Consider the following 15015-nt stretch of genomic DNA (forward strand, 5'->3'; position numbering starts at 1 on the left):
TGGGTTCTCCGCGGGTGACGAAAAAAACGCATTTTGCGCCTTGGCGCGACCGCGCGTAGAGTGCGGGCGATCTCAACCCGGAGCGCAATGTGAGCAAGGCAGCATCGACTCGGACCAAGGTGGACATCAGGGTGGGCATCGGCGGCTGGACCTACGAGCCCTGGCGCGACAACTTCTACCCCCAGGGTCTCGCGCACGCGAAGGAGCTGAACTACGCGAGCCGCAAGCTGAGTGCCATCGAGATCAACGGCACCTACTACAGCACCTTCAAGCCCGAGACCTTCAGGAAATGGCACGACGACACGCCGGCCGACTTCATGTTCTCGATGAAGGCCTCGCGCTTCGCGACCAACCGCAAGCTGCTGTCGGGCGCGGGCGATTCGATCAAGCGCTTCATCGACAGCGGCGTGGCCGAGTTGGGCGACAAGCTGGGGCCGATCGTCTGGCAATTCATGCCGACCAAGCAGTTCGATGCGGAAGACTTCGAAGCCTTTCTCGAATTGCTGCCGAAGAAGGAGGGCAGCCGCACGCTGCGCCACGTGATGGACGTGCGGCACGAGAGCTTCATGGTGCCGGCCTACAAGGCGCTCGCGAAGAAGCACAAGGTGTCGACGGTGTTCACCGATGCCGACAAGTTTCCGTCGTTCGAGGAGCCCGAAGGCGACTTCGCCTATGCGCGGCTCATGATGGCCGACGCGAAGCTCAAGACCGGCTACGGGCCGAAGGCGCTCGACACCTGGGCCGAGCGCGCGCAGGGCTGGGCCGGATCGGCAACGAAGAAGCGCGACGTGTTCGTCTACTTCATCAACGGCGCCAAGGAAAAGGCACCGGCCGCGGCCGGTGCCTTGCTGGAGCGCCTGGGATGGACGCCGCCGGCCTGAAGCCGGACAGCGTGTAAACCGAAGACTGCGTTAGGCCTTGGCGCCGAAGCTGATCTCGCCCGACAGCTGGCCGCCTTCTTCGATCACGATCTTGCCGTAGCGGATCTTGCCGGTGACCTTGCCGGTCGAGTGAATGACGAGCTTCTCGCGCACGGTGAGGTTGCCGTCGAACACGCCGCGGATTTCGGCGATGTCGATTTCAGCCGAGCCCTTGAACTCGCCCTGCTCGGCGATCTGCATCAGGCGCGAGTCCATGGTCGCTTCGACCAGGCCTTCGACCACGAGCGTGTCGCAATCGGTGATCTCGACGCCCTTGAGCTTGATGTTCGGGCCGACGGTGAGCTTGCTGCCGCCTTCCTTGGCCGCAGGCGCTGCAGCCGCAGCGGTGCCGAGTCCGCCTTGTTGTGCGGTCAGCGATGAAGGATTGACGGGGGTACCGGAGAGATTGGTGCCCGAACCGACCAGCGGCGCGGGGCGGGACGTCAACGAGTCGGTGTCACGATCACGCTTGCCGAAAAAGGGGGACTGTGTAGCCAAAGGGGAGCTCCTCAAGAAAGGGACTATCGTAAGAACGCACTCATGGCCTGCGGCACTTCATTGCGCAATAAGCGTAACCGAATAAGTCGCTCCCGCGCATGACAATGGCCGCTCATGCCACCCAGGCCCTGGAAGATGACAAGCCCGAACACCGACTCCGCTCTCGCCGCACGCGCCATCTCGTCCACCACCGACGCCCGTTTCGACAAGCCCGCCAGCGGATGGCGGCGCACGCTGTTCACGGTGATCTTCGAGGCCGACACGCGGGCCGGGCTGCTGTTCGACCTGGCGCTGATCGCGGTGATCGTGGCCAGCGTGCTGGTGGTGATCCTGGACAGCGTGCAGTCGATCCGCGAGCAGTGGCGCCCTGTGTTCAATGCGCTCGAATGGGTGTTCACCATTCTCTTCACGCTCGAATACATCGCGCGGCTGTCGTGCGTGAACAAGCCGCTGCGCTATGCGCTGAGCTTCTATGGCGTGATCGACCTGCTCGCGCTGCTGCCGACCTTCCTGGTGGCGCTCGCGCCCGAGCTGGCCTACCTGATCGACGTGCGCGTGCTGCGGCTGTTGCGCGTGTTCCGCATCTTCAAGCTTTCGCGTTACTCGGTGGAGTACCGCGCGCTGGTGCTGGCGGTGGCATCGAGCCGCCGGAAGATCACGGTGTTCGTCGGCTTCGTGATGCTGGTGGTGCTGGTGATGGGCACGCTGATGTACGTGGTCGAAGGCCCGACGCACGGCTTCACCAGCATTCCGGTGGCGATCTACTGGGCCATCTCGACGATGGCCACGGTGGGCTTTGGCGACCTCGTGCCCAAGACCGACCTGGGCCGCGCGATCGCCTCGGTGATGATGCTGCTGGGCTGGGGCGTGCTGGCCGTGCCCACCGGCATCGTGACGGCGGAGATGGCGCGGCGCGGACCGAACGACGATGCGGCACCTGCGGCCGTGGCGCCGCGCGGCATCTTCGCCATGGCAGCGACAACGCCCGCACCGGCACCGGCACCGGCACCAGCGGCACCAGCGGTACCGGCCAAGCGCGTCACGCCTGCGGCCAGACGACGCGCCCTTGCGCAGCATCGTCGAGGCGGGCGATGAAGGCATCGGCCTCGGGCGCGGGGAGCGTGAAGGCGAAGTGCACGTCATCGCCGTGCCGCACGTCGTCGAGCACCGCACCCACTGCTGCAAGCTCGCGCCGCACCAGACCTTCGAGCGCATAGGGCACCGCGCAACGCAGGCTGCGCTGCCGCACCAGCGGCACGAGCGTGGCACCCAGGAGAGCCTGAGCGATGGCATCGGTGTAGGCCCGCACGAGGCCGCCCGCACCGAGCTTCACACCGCCGAAGTAGCGCACCACGGTCGCGAGCGAGCCTTCGATCTCCTGATGGCGCAGCACTTCCAGCATGGGGCGGCCGGCTGTGCCGCCGGGCTCGCCGTCGTCGTTGGCTGCCGACTGGCCACCGGCCATCAGCGCCCAGCACACGTGGGCAGCGGCAGGGTGTTCGGCACGCAGCGAGGCGACCACGGCCAGCGCAGCGGCCCGGTCGCTCACCGGTTGCACGCAGCCGATGAAGCGGCTCTTCTTGATGACCAGCTCGCTGTGAACCGGCTGCGCCAGCGTGAAGCTCATCCGGTGCGGTGCTCGCGGCTCAGCCGCCTCGCTCGAACTTGAAGACGGCCGTGCTGGCGCGCGCGTTCGGCAGCCAGCGCACGTCGCGCCCGTTCTGCAGGCCGAACGAATCGAGCACGCGCAGGTTGTTCTTGCCGGCCAGCATCTCGAAGTCCTTGAAGGTGCCGACGCGGATGTTGGGCGTGTCGTACCACTGGTAGGGCAGGCGGCGCGTCACCGGCATGCGGCCGCGCGCCACGCTCAGGCGGTTGGGCCAGTGCGCGAAGTTGGGAAAGGCGACGATGCCGAAGCGGCCGACGCGCGCGGTCTCGCGCAGCATCACCTCGGCATTGCGCAGGTGCTGCAGCGTGTCGATCTGCAGCACCACGTCGAACGAAGCGTCGTCGAACATCGCGAGGCCTTCATCGAGGTTGAGCTGGATCACGTCGACGCCGCGGCGGATGCACTGCAGCACGTTGCCGTCGGCAATCTCCACGCCGTAGCCGGTGCAGCCGCGCTCGCGCTGCAGCAGGTCGAGCAGGGCGCCGTCGCCGCAGCCGAGGTCGAGCACGCGCGAGCCCTGGGGCACCAGTGCAGCAATCAGTCGTTGGGTGTCGAGGTCGCTCATGCAGTAGTACTCCCCCCCAGGCTTGCCACTTCGTGTGCTGCGCCAACCCCCTTCAGGGGGCCCGCGCCTTGGGGCGGCCCGGCGGCGCTCGTTTCCTGCGCCACGCGTTCGAAGTAAGAGCGCACCACGCCCATGTAGCGCACGTCGTCGAGCAGAAAGGCATCGTGCCCGTGCGGCGCATCGATCTCGGCGTAGCTCACGTTGCGGCGGTTGTCGAGCAGTGCCTTCACCAGTTCGCGGCTGCGCGCGGGCGAGAAGCGCCAGTCGGTCTTGAAGCTCACGAGCAGGAACTTGGCCGTGGCCTGCGCCAGTGCCTTGCTGAGCTGGCCACCGTGGCTGCGTGCCGGGTCGAAGTAGTCGAGCGCGCGGGTGATCAGCAGGTAGGTGTTGGCGTCGAAGTACTCGCTGAACTTGTCGCCCTGGTAGCGCAGGTAGCTTTCGATCTGGAACTCGACGTCCTGCGTGGAGTAGCGGTAGTCGAGGCCGACCGTTTCGCCCTCGACCGCGCTGCGCAGGATGCGGCCGAACTTCTCGTTCATCACGTCGTCGCTGAGGTACGTGATGTGGCCGATCATGCGGGCGATGCGCAGGCCGCGCTTGGGGATCACGCCGTGTTGGTAGAAGTGGCCGCCGTGGAAGTCGGGATCGGTCACGATGGCGCGGCGCGCGACTTCGTTGAAGGCGATGTTCTCGGCCGTGAGGTTGGGCGCGCTGGCCACCACCACGGCGTGCCGCACGCGGTCGGGGTACTGCAGCGTCCATGACAGCGCCTGCATGCCGCCGAGGCTGCCGCCCATGACGGCCGCGAGCGTGCGGATACCCAGCGCATCCAGCAGCCCGGCCTGGGCGTCGACCCAGTCTTCGACCGTCACCACCGGGAAGTCGGCGCCGTAGATGCTGCCCGTGGCCGGGTTGACGTGCATCGGGCCGGTCGAGCCGAAGCACGAGCCGAGATTGTTGACGCCGATCACGAAAAAGCGGTCGGTGTCGACCGGCTTGCCGGGCCCGACCATGTTGTCCCACCAGCCCTCGGAGCGGGCCTGGCCCTCGTAGACCCCCGCGACGTGGTGCGAGGCATTGAGCGCATGGCACACCAGCACCGCATTGCTGCGGTCGGCGTTCAACGTGCCATAGGTCTCGTAGGCGAGTGTGTAGTCGCTGATCGACGTGCCGCTGCGCAGGGCCAGCGGGCCCGCGAACTGCATCGACTGCGAAGTGACGACCAAAGGTGACGGCATGAATGAAAAAACCCGGCCTCGCCAAAAACGAGCCGGGTCTGCCGCGCCTGTCTTTAGCTGAATTTATAAAGCGCCCGCAAGCTGAAGCAAATCGGCGCAAGGGGCAGTATATCGCCCCGTCGGATAACGACTGCTACCAGCCGATGATCATGATGATGCCGAGCACCAGGAAGATCGCGGCGGAGATGCCGTGCACGAGCTTGATGGGCACGCGCTTCACGATCTTGTCGCCCAGCCACACCACCGGTGCATTGGCCAGCATCATGCCCAGCGTGGTGCCGGCAACGACCCAGAAATAGTCCTGGGTGAAGCGAGCCGCGAGCATGACGGTGGCGATCTGCGTCTTGTCGCCCATCTCGGCCAGGAAGAACGCGATGACCGTGGTGCCGAAGACGCCGAATTGCGAGACGCCGGGGGCGTCGTCATCGTCGAGCTTGTCGGGAATCAGCATCCAGGCGGCCATCGCGATGAACGAGCCGCCCAGGATCCAGCGAAGGGCCTCGGCCCCGAGCCAGTGCGTGATGTAGTTGCCCACGGCACCTGCAAGGGCGTGGTTGACGATGGTGGCGACGAAGATGCCGAGCACGATCGGCCAGGGTTTCCTGAAACGGGCAGCGAGCAAGAGGGCCAAAAGTTGGGTCTTGTCGCCCATTTCGGCGAGCGCAACTACGCCGGTTGCAACGAGAAAAGCTTCCATGATGAACGTGGGTTCCTTGGGCCGAAGGACGCAATTGACCGTGCAACACCTTCGGCCATATTTCCCGAAGTTGCACGGTCAAAGGTCTCGCCAGGTGTGTTCACTGCACGCGCCATGTCCTGTGTGGGACAGGACAAGTCTGTTGACGCGGGCCCTTCTCGCAAATCGGAAGGCGGCTACTCCCCAATGACGGGGCGGATTCTACCTGTAACGCCAAGGACCTCTTCCCGATTCCGTAAGCGTGCGCTAGCTTTTAAAGTTTTGACAAGTGCTACCGCAAGAAGCAATTTTCTGCTTGCTTTTCGGATATTTCACCCATAATGCACGAGCCTCCCTCTTCATTTTGGTGGGGAGGCAGTTCGGTGATCGGTCAGTTTCGCGCGACTCGACGGCTCTCGTTTGAGTGATGCTTTCGGGACTCCATCGCTTTTCTTGATGTGTTTATAGGAGTCCCTTGATGGGCAACAAACTGTACGTCGGCAACCTGCCTTACTCGGTGCGCGACGGTGATCTCGAGCAGGCCTTCGGCCAGTTCGGCGCAGTGACCAGCGCCAAGGTCATGATGGAGCGCGACACCGGCCGCTCGAAGGGCTTCGGCTTCGTCGAGATGGGCAGTGACGCGGAAGCGCAGGCAGCCATCACCGGCATGAACGGTCAGCCTCTGGGCGGCCGCAGCGTCGTCGTCAATGAAGCACGTCCCATGGAAGCACGTCCCCCGCGCAGCGGTGGCGGCGGCTACGGTGGTGGTGGCGGCGGTGGTTATGGTGGCGGTGGCTACGGCGGCGGTGGTGGTGGCGGCTACGGTGGTGGCGGCGATCGCAGCGGCGGCGGTGGTCGCTCCGGCGGTGGCGGCTACGGCGGCGGTGGCCGCAGTGGTGGCGGGGGCGGTGGTGGCGATGGCGGTTTCCGCAGCCCCTACGGCGCTGGCCCCCGTGGCGGCGGCGGTGGTGGTCGCAGCGGTGGTGGCGGTGGCTACGGCGGTGGCGGCAACAGCGGCTACTGATCCACGCGCTTCAACGCACGAAGACAAAAGGCTCCCTCGGGAGCCTTTTTCAATGGGTCTGCACGTGTGGCGCCTTTGCGCCTTTTCTTCTTCAGCTTGTTCAGGCTTCCCCGCTGCGCTTCTTGCGCGCGCGGCCCTGCACCGCCCGGTCGAGCACGGCATTGGGCAGCATGCGCATGATCTTGGCGACCACGCCCATCTGCCACGGGATCACGCGGTAGCTCGTGCCGGCCTCGATGGCGCGCAGCGCCTGCGCGGCGAAGTCCTCGGCCTTCATCAGGAAGGGCATTCCATAGCGGTTGCCCTGCGTCAGCGGCGTGTCGATATAGCCCGGGCAGAGCGTGACCACCTTGACGCCGCTGTTGTGCAGTTCGCCGCGCAGGCTCTCGCAGTACGCGACCACGCCGGCCTTGCTGGCGCAATACGCGCCGTGCCCCGGCAGCCCGCGAATGGCGGCCACGCTGGCGATGCCGACCAGCCGGCCGCTGCCACGCTTCCTCATGGCCTCCACGAACGGATGGAAGGTAGCGGCCAGCCCGACGTTGTTGGTGGCAAAGGTCTGCGCCAGCACGTCGAGGTCTTCACGCTGCGCGGTGTCGATGCCGACGCTGATGCCGGCATTGGCGATCACCACGTCGGGCAGCCCCTGCTGCGCGATGCAGGCGGCGCCGGCGGCCACGATGCTGTCTGTCTGCGCCACGTCCGCGCTATAGACCTGGTAGCGATCGGCACTCAATTGGCGAGCCTTGGCCCACGATTCGATCTCCCCCGTGCGCCGCGCGACCAGCGCCAGGCGATAGCCCGCGTCGCTGAAGCTCGCGGCCAGGGCCTGGCCGATGCCGCTCGATGCGCCGGTGATGAAAACAAGCGGAGAAGGCGTGGTCATGCGTGAGTGGCTTCCGGGTTCTTCTTTTTTTCAGCGCTTCTTGGCCGGTGGCGGCGCAAGCATCGCCGGCGAGGGCATCAGCAGGCCGCGCACCCGGCCATTCAGGTTGGCCACGCCGCTCAGGTTGTCGTAGTCGAGCGTGTCGCCCGTGAACTGGTCGGCCCCGCGAATGAGGGTGACCGGCTTGTTGGACGTGACACGCTCGGTGTCCAGGAAGGTGTGCAGGAACTCGCCACGGAATTCAAGGCGCGGCATCGGCTTGCCGTTGGGCCCCACGGCCGGGTCGCGAATGACGATGGCGTTGCCGAACAGCTGGATCTCGCTGCCGTCGGAATTCGACAGCCCGCGGTTGGCCGTCGAGCGGGTGACCAGCCCTTCGGGCGACACGGAGCGCATGCGCACCATGTCCACTTCGAGGGTGTCGGTGTCCGGGTAGTGCCGGCCTTCGGTGCCGTGAAGTTCGCTGCGCAGCTCGCCGCTGGGCAGGAAGTTCTTGATCACGAAGTCGCGCATGAAGTAGTCGGGCTCGTGCGTGGGCGCGACCTTGGCGGCGGGCTCCAGCAGCTTGGGCGCATTGCGCACCAGCCAGTACGTACCGAGCGCCACGGCCGCCGTCAGGATGATGGGCAGGTAGATCGTCGCGCGGTCGAGCGCGTCGCGCACCAGGTTCCACGCGCGTTTGATGTCGGTCATCGGTTCGGGCCCATGGCCGCGTCGAGCAGCGACCGGTACTGGCCGCAGGCTGTCAGAAGCAGATCGCAGAATTCGCGCGCCGCGCCTTCGCCGCCGCGTGCCTGGGTGACGTAGCGCGCGATGCCCCGCACCTCGGCATGCGCATTGGCGGGCGCCGCGGCAAAGCCGACGCGTGTCAGCACCGGCAGGTCGGGCCAGTCGTCGCCGATGGCGGCAGCCTGCGCCCAGCCGAAGCCCAACTGGTCGAGCATGGCCTGGGCGGCGGGCAGCTTGTCTTCGGTGCCGTAGCGCACGTGCTCGATGCCCAAGGCTTCGAGCCGCACGCGCAGCGGCTTGGAGTCGCGGCCCGTGATCACGGCCGGTGTGATGCCGGCCTTGCGCAGCAGCTTCAGGCCGTAGCCGTCGAGGATGCTGAAGCGCTTGAGCGTCTCGCCATGCTCGGTGAAGTACACGCCGCCGTCGGTCAGGACGCCGTCGATGTCGAAGAAAACGATGCGCACGTCCTGCGCGGCGAGCAAGGTCTCGGCCTGGAACTCGAGAGGCATCAGATGACCTTCGCGCGCATCAGGTCGTTGGTGTTGATCGCGCCGACGATCACGCCCGCGCCGTCGATCACGAACAGGCGGGTGATGCCGCATTGCTCCATCAGTTCGGCGGCTTCCACCGCCAGCGCGTCGACGCGGATGGTGCGCGGGTCGCGGTGCATCACGTCGGCCGCCTTGGGCGTGCGCAGGTCGGCGCCCGCTTCGATCAGGCGGCGCAGGTCGCCGTCGGTGAAGATGCCCGAAGCGCGGCCATCGGGCTCGACCACCGCGGCGGCGCCGAAGCCCTTGATGCTCATGGCCCGCATCAGCTCGCTGATGGTGGCGGACGGCGGCACGCGCGGCACTTCGTCGCCCGAGCGCATCACGTCGCTGACATGGGTGAGGAGCTTGCGCCCGAGCGCGCCGCCCGGGTGCGAGCGCGCGAAATCTTCCGAGCCGAAGCCGCGCGCGTCGAGCAGCGCCACCGCCAGCGCATCGCCCATCGCCATCTGGGCGGTGGTGCTTGCGGTGGGGGCGAGGTTGAGGGGGCAGGCTTCCTTGGCAACGCCGGCGTCGATCACGATGTCGGCGTGGCGCGCGAGGGTGGAATCGGCGCGGCCGGTCATGGCGATCAGGGGCACGCTCTGGCGCTTGACCACCGGCAGGATAACGGTGAGCTCGTCGACCTCGCCGCTGTTGGAAATCGCGAGCACCAGGTCGACCGACTTGATCATGCCGAGGTCGCCGTGGCTGGCCTCGGCCGGGTGCACGAACATCGCGGGCGTGCCGGTGGAGGCGAGGGTGGCGGCGATCTTGCGGCCGACGTGGCCGCTCTTGCCCATGCCCATCACGACCACGCGGCCGCGAACGTCGAGGATCTTGCGCACGGCCTCCACAAAACTCGGGCCAACCCGGGTCTTCAGACCGAGGACGGCTTCGGCTTCGATGTCGAAGGTGACGCGTGCCCGAGCGAGGATGGCTTCGGGGTCGACCACAAGGGCCGGGGCGGGGCGGGAGCTCATCGCCGGATTTTACGGGCCACGGGCCTGTCCCCACGCCCGGCACTTTGTGCCCCTGGCTCCCCCCGGAGACGGTCGCCCGCGCCCTGGGTACCCGGTGCCTTCCCGAACGCGTGCGCACGGGTCTTGCTCTAGCATCGGCGCCTATGTCTTCGTTCGATCTCACGCTGTTGTATTTGCTGGCCGCGGTGATCGGCGTGGTGGTCTGCCGGTCGCTGAAGCTGCCGCCGATGCTGGGCTACCTGTCGGCCGGCGTGCTGATCGGGCCGCATGCGTTTGCATTGGCGCAGAACTCCGAAGGCATCCGCCACCTGGGCGAGTTCGGCGTGGTGTTCCTGATGTTCGTGATCGGGCTCGAATTCAGCCTGCCCAAGCTGCGCGCCATGCGCAAGCACGTGTTCGGGCTCGGCCTGCTGCAGGTGCTGCTGACGATGGCCTTCGCCACGATCGGCGCGCTGCTCATCTCCACGCAGCTGCCGCCCTCCTGGCGCCTGGGCTGGCAGACGACGCTGGCGCTGTCGGGCGCGCTCACCATGAGCAGCACCGCCATCGTGGTCAAGCTGATGGCCGAGCGGCTCGAACTCGAAAGCGAGCACGGCAAGCGCGTGATGGGCGTGCTGCTGTTCCAGGATCTGGCAGTGGTGCCGTTGCTGGTGCTGATCCCCGCGCTCGGCGCGCCGCCCGAGGCGCTGGCCAAGGCGCTCGGCCTGGCGCTGCTGAAGGCGACCTTCCTGATCGGCGTGCTGCTCTATGGCGGCCCGCGCATCATGCGCTGGTGGCTCACGCTCGTGGCCCGGCGGCGCAGCGAAGAACTCTTCATCCTGAACGTGCTGCTGATCACGCTGGGGCTCGCGTGGCTGACCGAACTGGCCGGCCTGAGCCTGGCGCTGGGCGCCTTCATCGCGGGCATGCTGGTGTCGGAGACCGAATACAAGCACCAGGTCGAGACCGACATCCGCCCCTTCCACGACGTGCTGCTGGGGCTGTTCTTCATCACGGTCGGCATGTCGCTCGACTGGCACATCGTGGTGGAGCGCTGGCTGCTGGTGGGCGTGCTGCTGGCGGTGCCGCTGCTGTTCAAGCTGGCGCTGGTGACGGTGCTGGCGCGCGTGCTGGGCGCCACCTCGGGGGTGTCGCTGCGCACCGGCCTTTACCTGGCGCAGGCGGGCGAATTCGGCTTCGTGCTGTTGACGCTGGCGCAAGAGCGCAGCCTGCTGCCGCCCTGGCTGGCCAACCCGGTGCTGGCCTCGATGGTGCTGTCGATGCTGGCCACGCCTTTCATCATCATGTACAGCAACGCCATCGTGCGAAAGCTGGTGGCCAGCGACTGGCTGCAGCAATCGCTGCAGATGACCACCATCGCGCGCAAGACCATCAACACCGCGCAGCACGTGATCATCTGCGGCTACGGGCGCTGCGGCCAGAACCTGGCGCGCATCCTCGAGCGCGAAGGCATTCCCTACATGGCGCTCGACCTCGACCCCGATCGCGTGCGCCAGGCCGCCGCTGCCGGCGACTCGGTGGTGTTCGGCGATGCGGCCCGGCTGCAGGCCCTGATGGCGGCCGGCTTGGCCCGTGCCAGCGCGGTGGTCGTCACCTATCTCGACGTGCCGGGCGCGATGAAGGTGCTGGCCAACACCCGCGCCCATGCGCCGCACGTGCCGGTGATCGTGCGCACGCAGGACGACCACGACCTTGAAAAACTGCAGGCCGCCGGCGCCACCGAGGTGGTGCCCGAGGCCATCGAAGGTTCGCTGATGCTTGCAAGCCATGCGCTGGCGCTGGTCGGCGTGCCGATGCGCCGCGTGATCCGCGTCGTGCAAGACCAGCGCGATGCCCGCTACAACCTGCTGCGCGGCTACTTCCATGGCGCCGACGACGACAAGGCCGACGAGATCGACCACGAGCGGCTCAACAGCTTCACCCTCACACCGGGTGCACGCGCGATCGGCCAGAGCCTTGAGCAGATCGCGTTGCCGACACTGAATGTGCGCGTGGCCAGCCTGCGTCGCCACGATGGCCAGGCCCGCACGCCGGCCGGCGACACGGTGCTGTCGGACGGCGACACGCTGGTGCTGTCGGGCAAGCCCGCCGCGCTGTCGATCGCTATAGAGCGGCTGCAGAAAGGCTGATCGCCTGAGCCTGACGGGGTGGTCGTCTGCTCCATTTCACGGAAGTCATGGCGCCGGATCTGCCTGACTCCGGCGACCACCCCAGCAACACGGAAAGCATGCGCGACACGAAGTGCGCGCAGCCAGCGGCAAATCAGTTGATCAACGTGGGATTGCGCTTTTCTTCTTCGATGCGCTGCTGACGGCGCACCGCTTCGCATTGCGCGTGCGCCTTGTATTCGGGCTTCAGGCACTGAGCAGCCATGCACTGCGCCCTGGCGATGAAGTTGCGGTCGCCGCACATGGCCATCGGTTCGGCCGCAGGCGCGGGTGCCGGCGGCGGAGTTGCCGCAACGGCCGGTGCGGAAGGCTCCGGAGCGCTCGGCGGCGACGACGCTGCCGTCGCCTGCTTGCGCGGCTTGACGGCGGGCTTGGGAGGAGGTGCCACCACAGGTGCCGGTGGCGCTTCAGCTTCGGGCGTTGTCACCTGCGGCTGCACGGGCGGTTCGGCGGCGGCGGGCGCTGGCGGCGCTTCGACCGGCGGCGTTGCGACAACGGCGGCGGCCGGCTCCGAAACAGGCGCCGTCTCTTCGGCCGCCACCGGCGCCTTGCGCGTCCCATAGCCATACCAGCCCGCGACGATCATCACCAGCGCCACCACCAGCAGGCCCAGCCACAGCAGGATCACGCGCTTGCGTGGCGGCCGCTCGACCGGAACCGTCCGCCGGACCTTGACCCGGGTCTTCTTTCTTTCCGCCCGCTCGGCTCGGGCTGCTTCCGACATCGACGACGAACCAGCAGAAGACGGCGAGGGTGCACGCGACGATTCGCCAGGCGCGGCAATGATGGTTCGCTCGTCTTCCGGCGGCACCGAAGGCGCCTTGCCGAAGAAAGAGCGCGAAGGCGCGGGTTCGCCAGGATCGAACAGCGGCGCGGGAATGGTCGGGGCACGCAACTGGGCCGGCGCGGTGGTGGCCCATTCGCGATCGGGGCTGGGTGCCGGTGGCATCCGGTCGGTCGTGGCGACCAGCGGGTCGCCGCAGCTTCTGCAGAAATTCGCGCCGTCACGGTTTTCCGTGCTGCAGACCGGACAGATCAAGGCCATGGCTTACTTACTGACTACTCTCGGAATCCAAAACGAAACCAGCGACGGCTGCCGCTGCGGGCGGGTGCGGCCTGCATCGCGGGTGGGTCTGCTGGCGATGTGCCGCGAGGCCTCAGGTCACGGCGACGCGCTTGGAGCGATGCCCCATGCGCTTGGCGATCACGGCGCCCAGCGCCATCGCGATTTCCAGCGCCATGTTGGGCTGCCGGTTCGACATTTCCGCAAACCGGATCGCGTTGAGCCGCCACACACGGCCCGCGCCGGTCACCACCACGTTGGCCGAGTGCGGCTGTCGCGAGAAGAACGAGCCTTCGCCGACCACCGAGCCCGGCGTGAGCACGGCAAGGCGCATCTGCTCCTTGCTGCTGACGCGGTGCACGCTGATGGCGCCGCTCTCGATGAAGAACACCGAGCGGTCCGGCGTACCCTGTTCGATCAGCACGTCGCCGACGCTCGTCTCGATGGGTTGCAGGTAGCCCGCGAGGGTCTCCCATTGCTGGACGTTGAACGTCAACGCGAAAGCGTCGAGGCTCGTGTTCTCCGCGATGGCGCGGCTCAGGTTCTGGATGGACATGTTTTCTCAACCCCGCATCTGTGCCGAAGTATCCGCGATGGCCGTGAGATTCGGCTACAACTGTTTACGTTTTTGCCGGCCGTCTGTCGTCAAGTGTCGCTATTTCCCGATACAGAAGCGCGAAAAGATCACGCCCAGCAGATCGTCCGCACCGAACTCGCCCGTGATCTCGTTGAGGGCGTTCTGCGCAAGGCGCAGCTCTTCGGCCAGCAGGTCGAGCAGTTGGGCCTGCGCCGCCAGGTGGCCCGCGGCCAGTGCGAGGTGCGTTTCGACCCGCCCCAGCGCCTGCACGTGGCGCGCCCGTGCAAGGTAAACGCCCTCGGGCACGGCCTGCCAGCCGGCCATGCGGAGCAACTGATCGCGCAGTGCCTCGATGCCGAGGCCGGTCTTGGCCGACAACGCGATGCCCTGCGCCGGTTGGGCTGAAGGCGCCGCGTCCTGCTTGTTCCACACATCGAGCACGGGCACGCTCGCCGGCAGCTTCTGGCGCAAGCCGCGAAGGATCTCGGCGTCGGCTGCGGCGTAGTCGGGCAGGTCGGCCCGCGTCAGGTCGTGCAGGAACAGCACGGCATCGGCGCTCTCGATCTGGCCCCAGGCGCGCGCCACGCCGATCTGCTCGACCTCGTCGCTGCTTTCGCGCAGGCCGGCAGTGTCGGCCACATGCAGCGGCACGCCGTGGATCTGGATGGTCTGCGAGACCACATCGCGCGTCGTGCCAGCCACCGCGCTCACGATGGCCAGTTCGGCGCCGGCCAGCGCATTGAGCAGCGAACTCTTGCCCGCATTGGGCTGCCCCGCGATCACGACCTTGATGCCTTCGCGCAGCAGCGCCCCCTGGCGCGCACGCAGCTGCACGGCTGCCAGCTGCGATTGCAGCTTCACCAATTGCCCGGCCGCATCGGCCTTCTGCAGAAAATCGATCTCTTCTTCGGGAAAGTCGAGCGTGGCCTCAACCAGCATGCGCAGGTGGATCAGTGCATCACGCAGCGTGTGAATCTCGCGCGAGAACGCGCCCGACAGCGAGCGCCCGGCACTGCGCGCCGCGGCTTCGGTGCTGGCATCGATCAGGTCGGCGATCGCCTCGGCCTGGGCCAGGTCGATCTTGCCGTTGAGAAAAGCGCGCTGGCTGAACTCGCCCGGCTCCGCCACGCGCAGGCCGGGCAGGCGCGGCCGGCCCGTGATCGCATCGGGTTCGGCGGCCGCTTCGAGGCAGCGTGACAGCAGCAGTTGCAAGACGACCGTGCCGCCATGGGCCTGCAGTTCGAGCACGTCTTCGCCGGTGAAGGAATGAGGCGCCGGAAAGTGGATCGCCAGGCCGTGGTCGACCGGCTCGCCGTCCGCGCCCCGAAAGGGCAGGTACGTGGCCTCGCGCGGCTTGAGCGCGCGGCCGCAGAGGGCGTCGATCAACGGTGCCAGCCGCGCGCCCGACACGCGAACGATGCCGACCGCCCCGCGCCCCGAGGCAGTGGCGATGGCGACGATGGGATCGGTGGTGCGGGCGAGCATGGTGCGG

Annotated in this window: 16 protein-coding genes and 1 riboswitch; of the genes, 4 read left to right on the forward strand and 12 right to left on the reverse strand. The window is 67.1% G+C overall.

Annotation, left to right across the window (positions count from 1 at the left end):
- The first annotated feature begins 89 nt into the window (after window positions 1-89).
- Window positions 90-881, forward strand: a complete 792-nt coding sequence (locus ACGLHS_RS21790) for a DUF72 domain-containing protein (RefSeq protein WP_394483140.1) — start codon at window positions 90-92, stop codon at window positions 879-881.
- A gap of 30 nt (window positions 882-911) precedes the next feature.
- On the opposite strand, the gene ACGLHS_RS21795 is transcribed toward ACGLHS_RS21790, so the two are convergent.
- Complete coding sequence (locus ACGLHS_RS21795; protein WP_093242322.1) at window positions 912-1418, reverse strand: polymer-forming cytoskeletal protein; 507 nt, start codon at window positions 1416-1418, stop codon at window positions 912-914.
- A gap of 135 nt (window positions 1419-1553) precedes the next feature.
- Here ACGLHS_RS21795 and ACGLHS_RS21800 point away from each other — a divergent pair, with 135 nt between their 5' ends.
- On the forward strand, window positions 1554-2513 hold the full coding sequence (locus tag ACGLHS_RS21800; protein WP_394483142.1) for an ion transporter: 960 nt from the start codon (window positions 1554-1556) through the stop codon (window positions 2511-2513).
- Here the strand turns inward: ACGLHS_RS21800 and ACGLHS_RS21805 are convergent.
- The 4 genes from ACGLHS_RS21805 to ACGLHS_RS21820 all read right to left on the reverse strand — a co-directional run bounded on the left by ACGLHS_RS21805 (window position 2458) and on the right by ACGLHS_RS21820 (window position 5587).
- Complete coding sequence (locus ACGLHS_RS21805) at window positions 2458-3045, reverse strand: IMPACT family protein (RefSeq protein ID WP_394483144.1); 588 nt, start codon at window positions 3043-3045, stop codon at window positions 2458-2460. The two genes, ACGLHS_RS21800 and ACGLHS_RS21805, sit on opposite strands and share 56 nt — an antisense overlap.
- Window positions 3046-3064: 19 nt before the next feature.
- Complete coding sequence (metW, locus tag ACGLHS_RS21810) at window positions 3065-3652, reverse strand: methionine biosynthesis protein MetW (protein WP_394483146.1); 588 nt, start codon at window positions 3650-3652, stop codon at window positions 3065-3067.
- Complete coding sequence (locus ACGLHS_RS21815) at window positions 3649-4890, reverse strand: homoserine O-acetyltransferase (RefSeq protein WP_394483148.1); 1242 nt, start codon at window positions 4888-4890, stop codon at window positions 3649-3651. Before ACGLHS_RS21815 ends, metW begins: the two co-directional genes overlap by 4 nt.
- A 133-nt stretch (window positions 4891-5023) precedes the next feature.
- Window positions 5024-5587, reverse strand: coding sequence for a TMEM165/GDT1 family protein (locus ACGLHS_RS21820; protein ID WP_394483150.1), 564 nt, complete (start codon window positions 5585-5587; stop codon window positions 5024-5026).
- A gap of 33 nt (window positions 5588-5620) precedes the next feature.
- Window positions 5621-5784: riboswitch (yybP-ykoY riboswitch) on the reverse strand.
- Between the two features lie 260 nt (window positions 5785-6044).
- Between ACGLHS_RS21820 and ACGLHS_RS21825 the strand changes: the two genes are divergently transcribed.
- Window positions 6045-6590: an RNA recognition motif domain-containing protein gene (locus tag ACGLHS_RS21825; protein ID WP_394483152.1), complete on the forward strand. Its 546-nt coding sequence runs from the start codon at window positions 6045-6047 to the stop codon at window positions 6588-6590.
- Window positions 6591-6690: 100 nt separating this feature from the next.
- Here the strand turns inward: ACGLHS_RS21825 and ACGLHS_RS21830 are convergent, their stop codons facing one another.
- Genes ACGLHS_RS21830 through ACGLHS_RS21845 form a run of 4 tightly spaced genes read right to left on the reverse strand, consistent with a single transcriptional unit; the run spans window position 6691 to window position 9715 of the window.
- Window positions 6691-7476, reverse strand: coding sequence for an SDR family oxidoreductase (locus ACGLHS_RS21830; RefSeq protein WP_394483154.1), 786 nt, complete (start codon window positions 7474-7476; stop codon window positions 6691-6693).
- 30 nt (window positions 7477-7506) lie between these two features.
- Window positions 7507-8169, reverse strand: a complete 663-nt coding sequence (gene lptC / locus ACGLHS_RS21835) for an LPS export ABC transporter periplasmic protein LptC (RefSeq protein ID WP_176801157.1) — start codon at window positions 8167-8169, stop codon at window positions 7507-7509.
- On the reverse strand, window positions 8166-8714 hold the full coding sequence (locus tag ACGLHS_RS21840; protein ID WP_394483157.1) for a KdsC family phosphatase: 549 nt from the start codon (window positions 8712-8714) through the stop codon (window positions 8166-8168). Before ACGLHS_RS21840 ends, lptC begins: the two co-directional genes overlap by 4 nt.
- Window positions 8714-9715, reverse strand: a complete 1002-nt coding sequence (locus ACGLHS_RS21845) for an SIS domain-containing protein (protein WP_394483159.1) — start codon at window positions 9713-9715, stop codon at window positions 8714-8716. The genes ACGLHS_RS21840 and ACGLHS_RS21845 overlap by 1 nt, the downstream gene beginning before the upstream one ends.
- Before the next feature lie 143 nt (window positions 9716-9858).
- Between ACGLHS_RS21845 and ACGLHS_RS21850 the strand changes: the two genes are divergently transcribed.
- On the forward strand, window positions 9859-11844 hold the full coding sequence (locus tag ACGLHS_RS21850; RefSeq protein WP_093242297.1) for a monovalent cation:proton antiporter family protein: 1986 nt from the start codon (window positions 9859-9861) through the stop codon (window positions 11842-11844).
- A 133-nt stretch (window positions 11845-11977) separates the two neighbouring features.
- Here ACGLHS_RS21850 and ACGLHS_RS21855 read toward each other — a convergent pair whose 3' ends face one another.
- From ACGLHS_RS21855 to mnmE, 3 genes are all read right to left on the reverse strand, one after another.
- On the reverse strand, window positions 11978-12928 hold the full coding sequence (locus ACGLHS_RS21855) for a zinc ribbon domain-containing protein (RefSeq protein WP_394483161.1): 951 nt from the start codon (window positions 12926-12928) through the stop codon (window positions 11978-11980).
- A gap of 112 nt (window positions 12929-13040) precedes the next feature.
- Window positions 13041-13502, reverse strand: a complete 462-nt coding sequence (locus ACGLHS_RS21860; RefSeq protein WP_093242293.1) for a Crp/Fnr family transcriptional regulator — start codon at window positions 13500-13502, stop codon at window positions 13041-13043.
- A gap of 99 nt (window positions 13503-13601) precedes the next feature.
- Complete coding sequence (mnmE, locus tag ACGLHS_RS21865; protein WP_093242291.1) at window positions 13602-15008, reverse strand: tRNA uridine-5-carboxymethylaminomethyl(34) synthesis GTPase MnmE; 1407 nt, start codon at window positions 15006-15008, stop codon at window positions 13602-13604.
- Between the last annotated feature and the right edge of the window lie 7 nt (window positions 15009-15015).

Source organism: Variovorax sp. VaC1, assembly GCF_043658315.1.
GTDB lineage: Bacteria > Pseudomonadota > Gammaproteobacteria > Burkholderiales > Burkholderiaceae_C > Variovorax.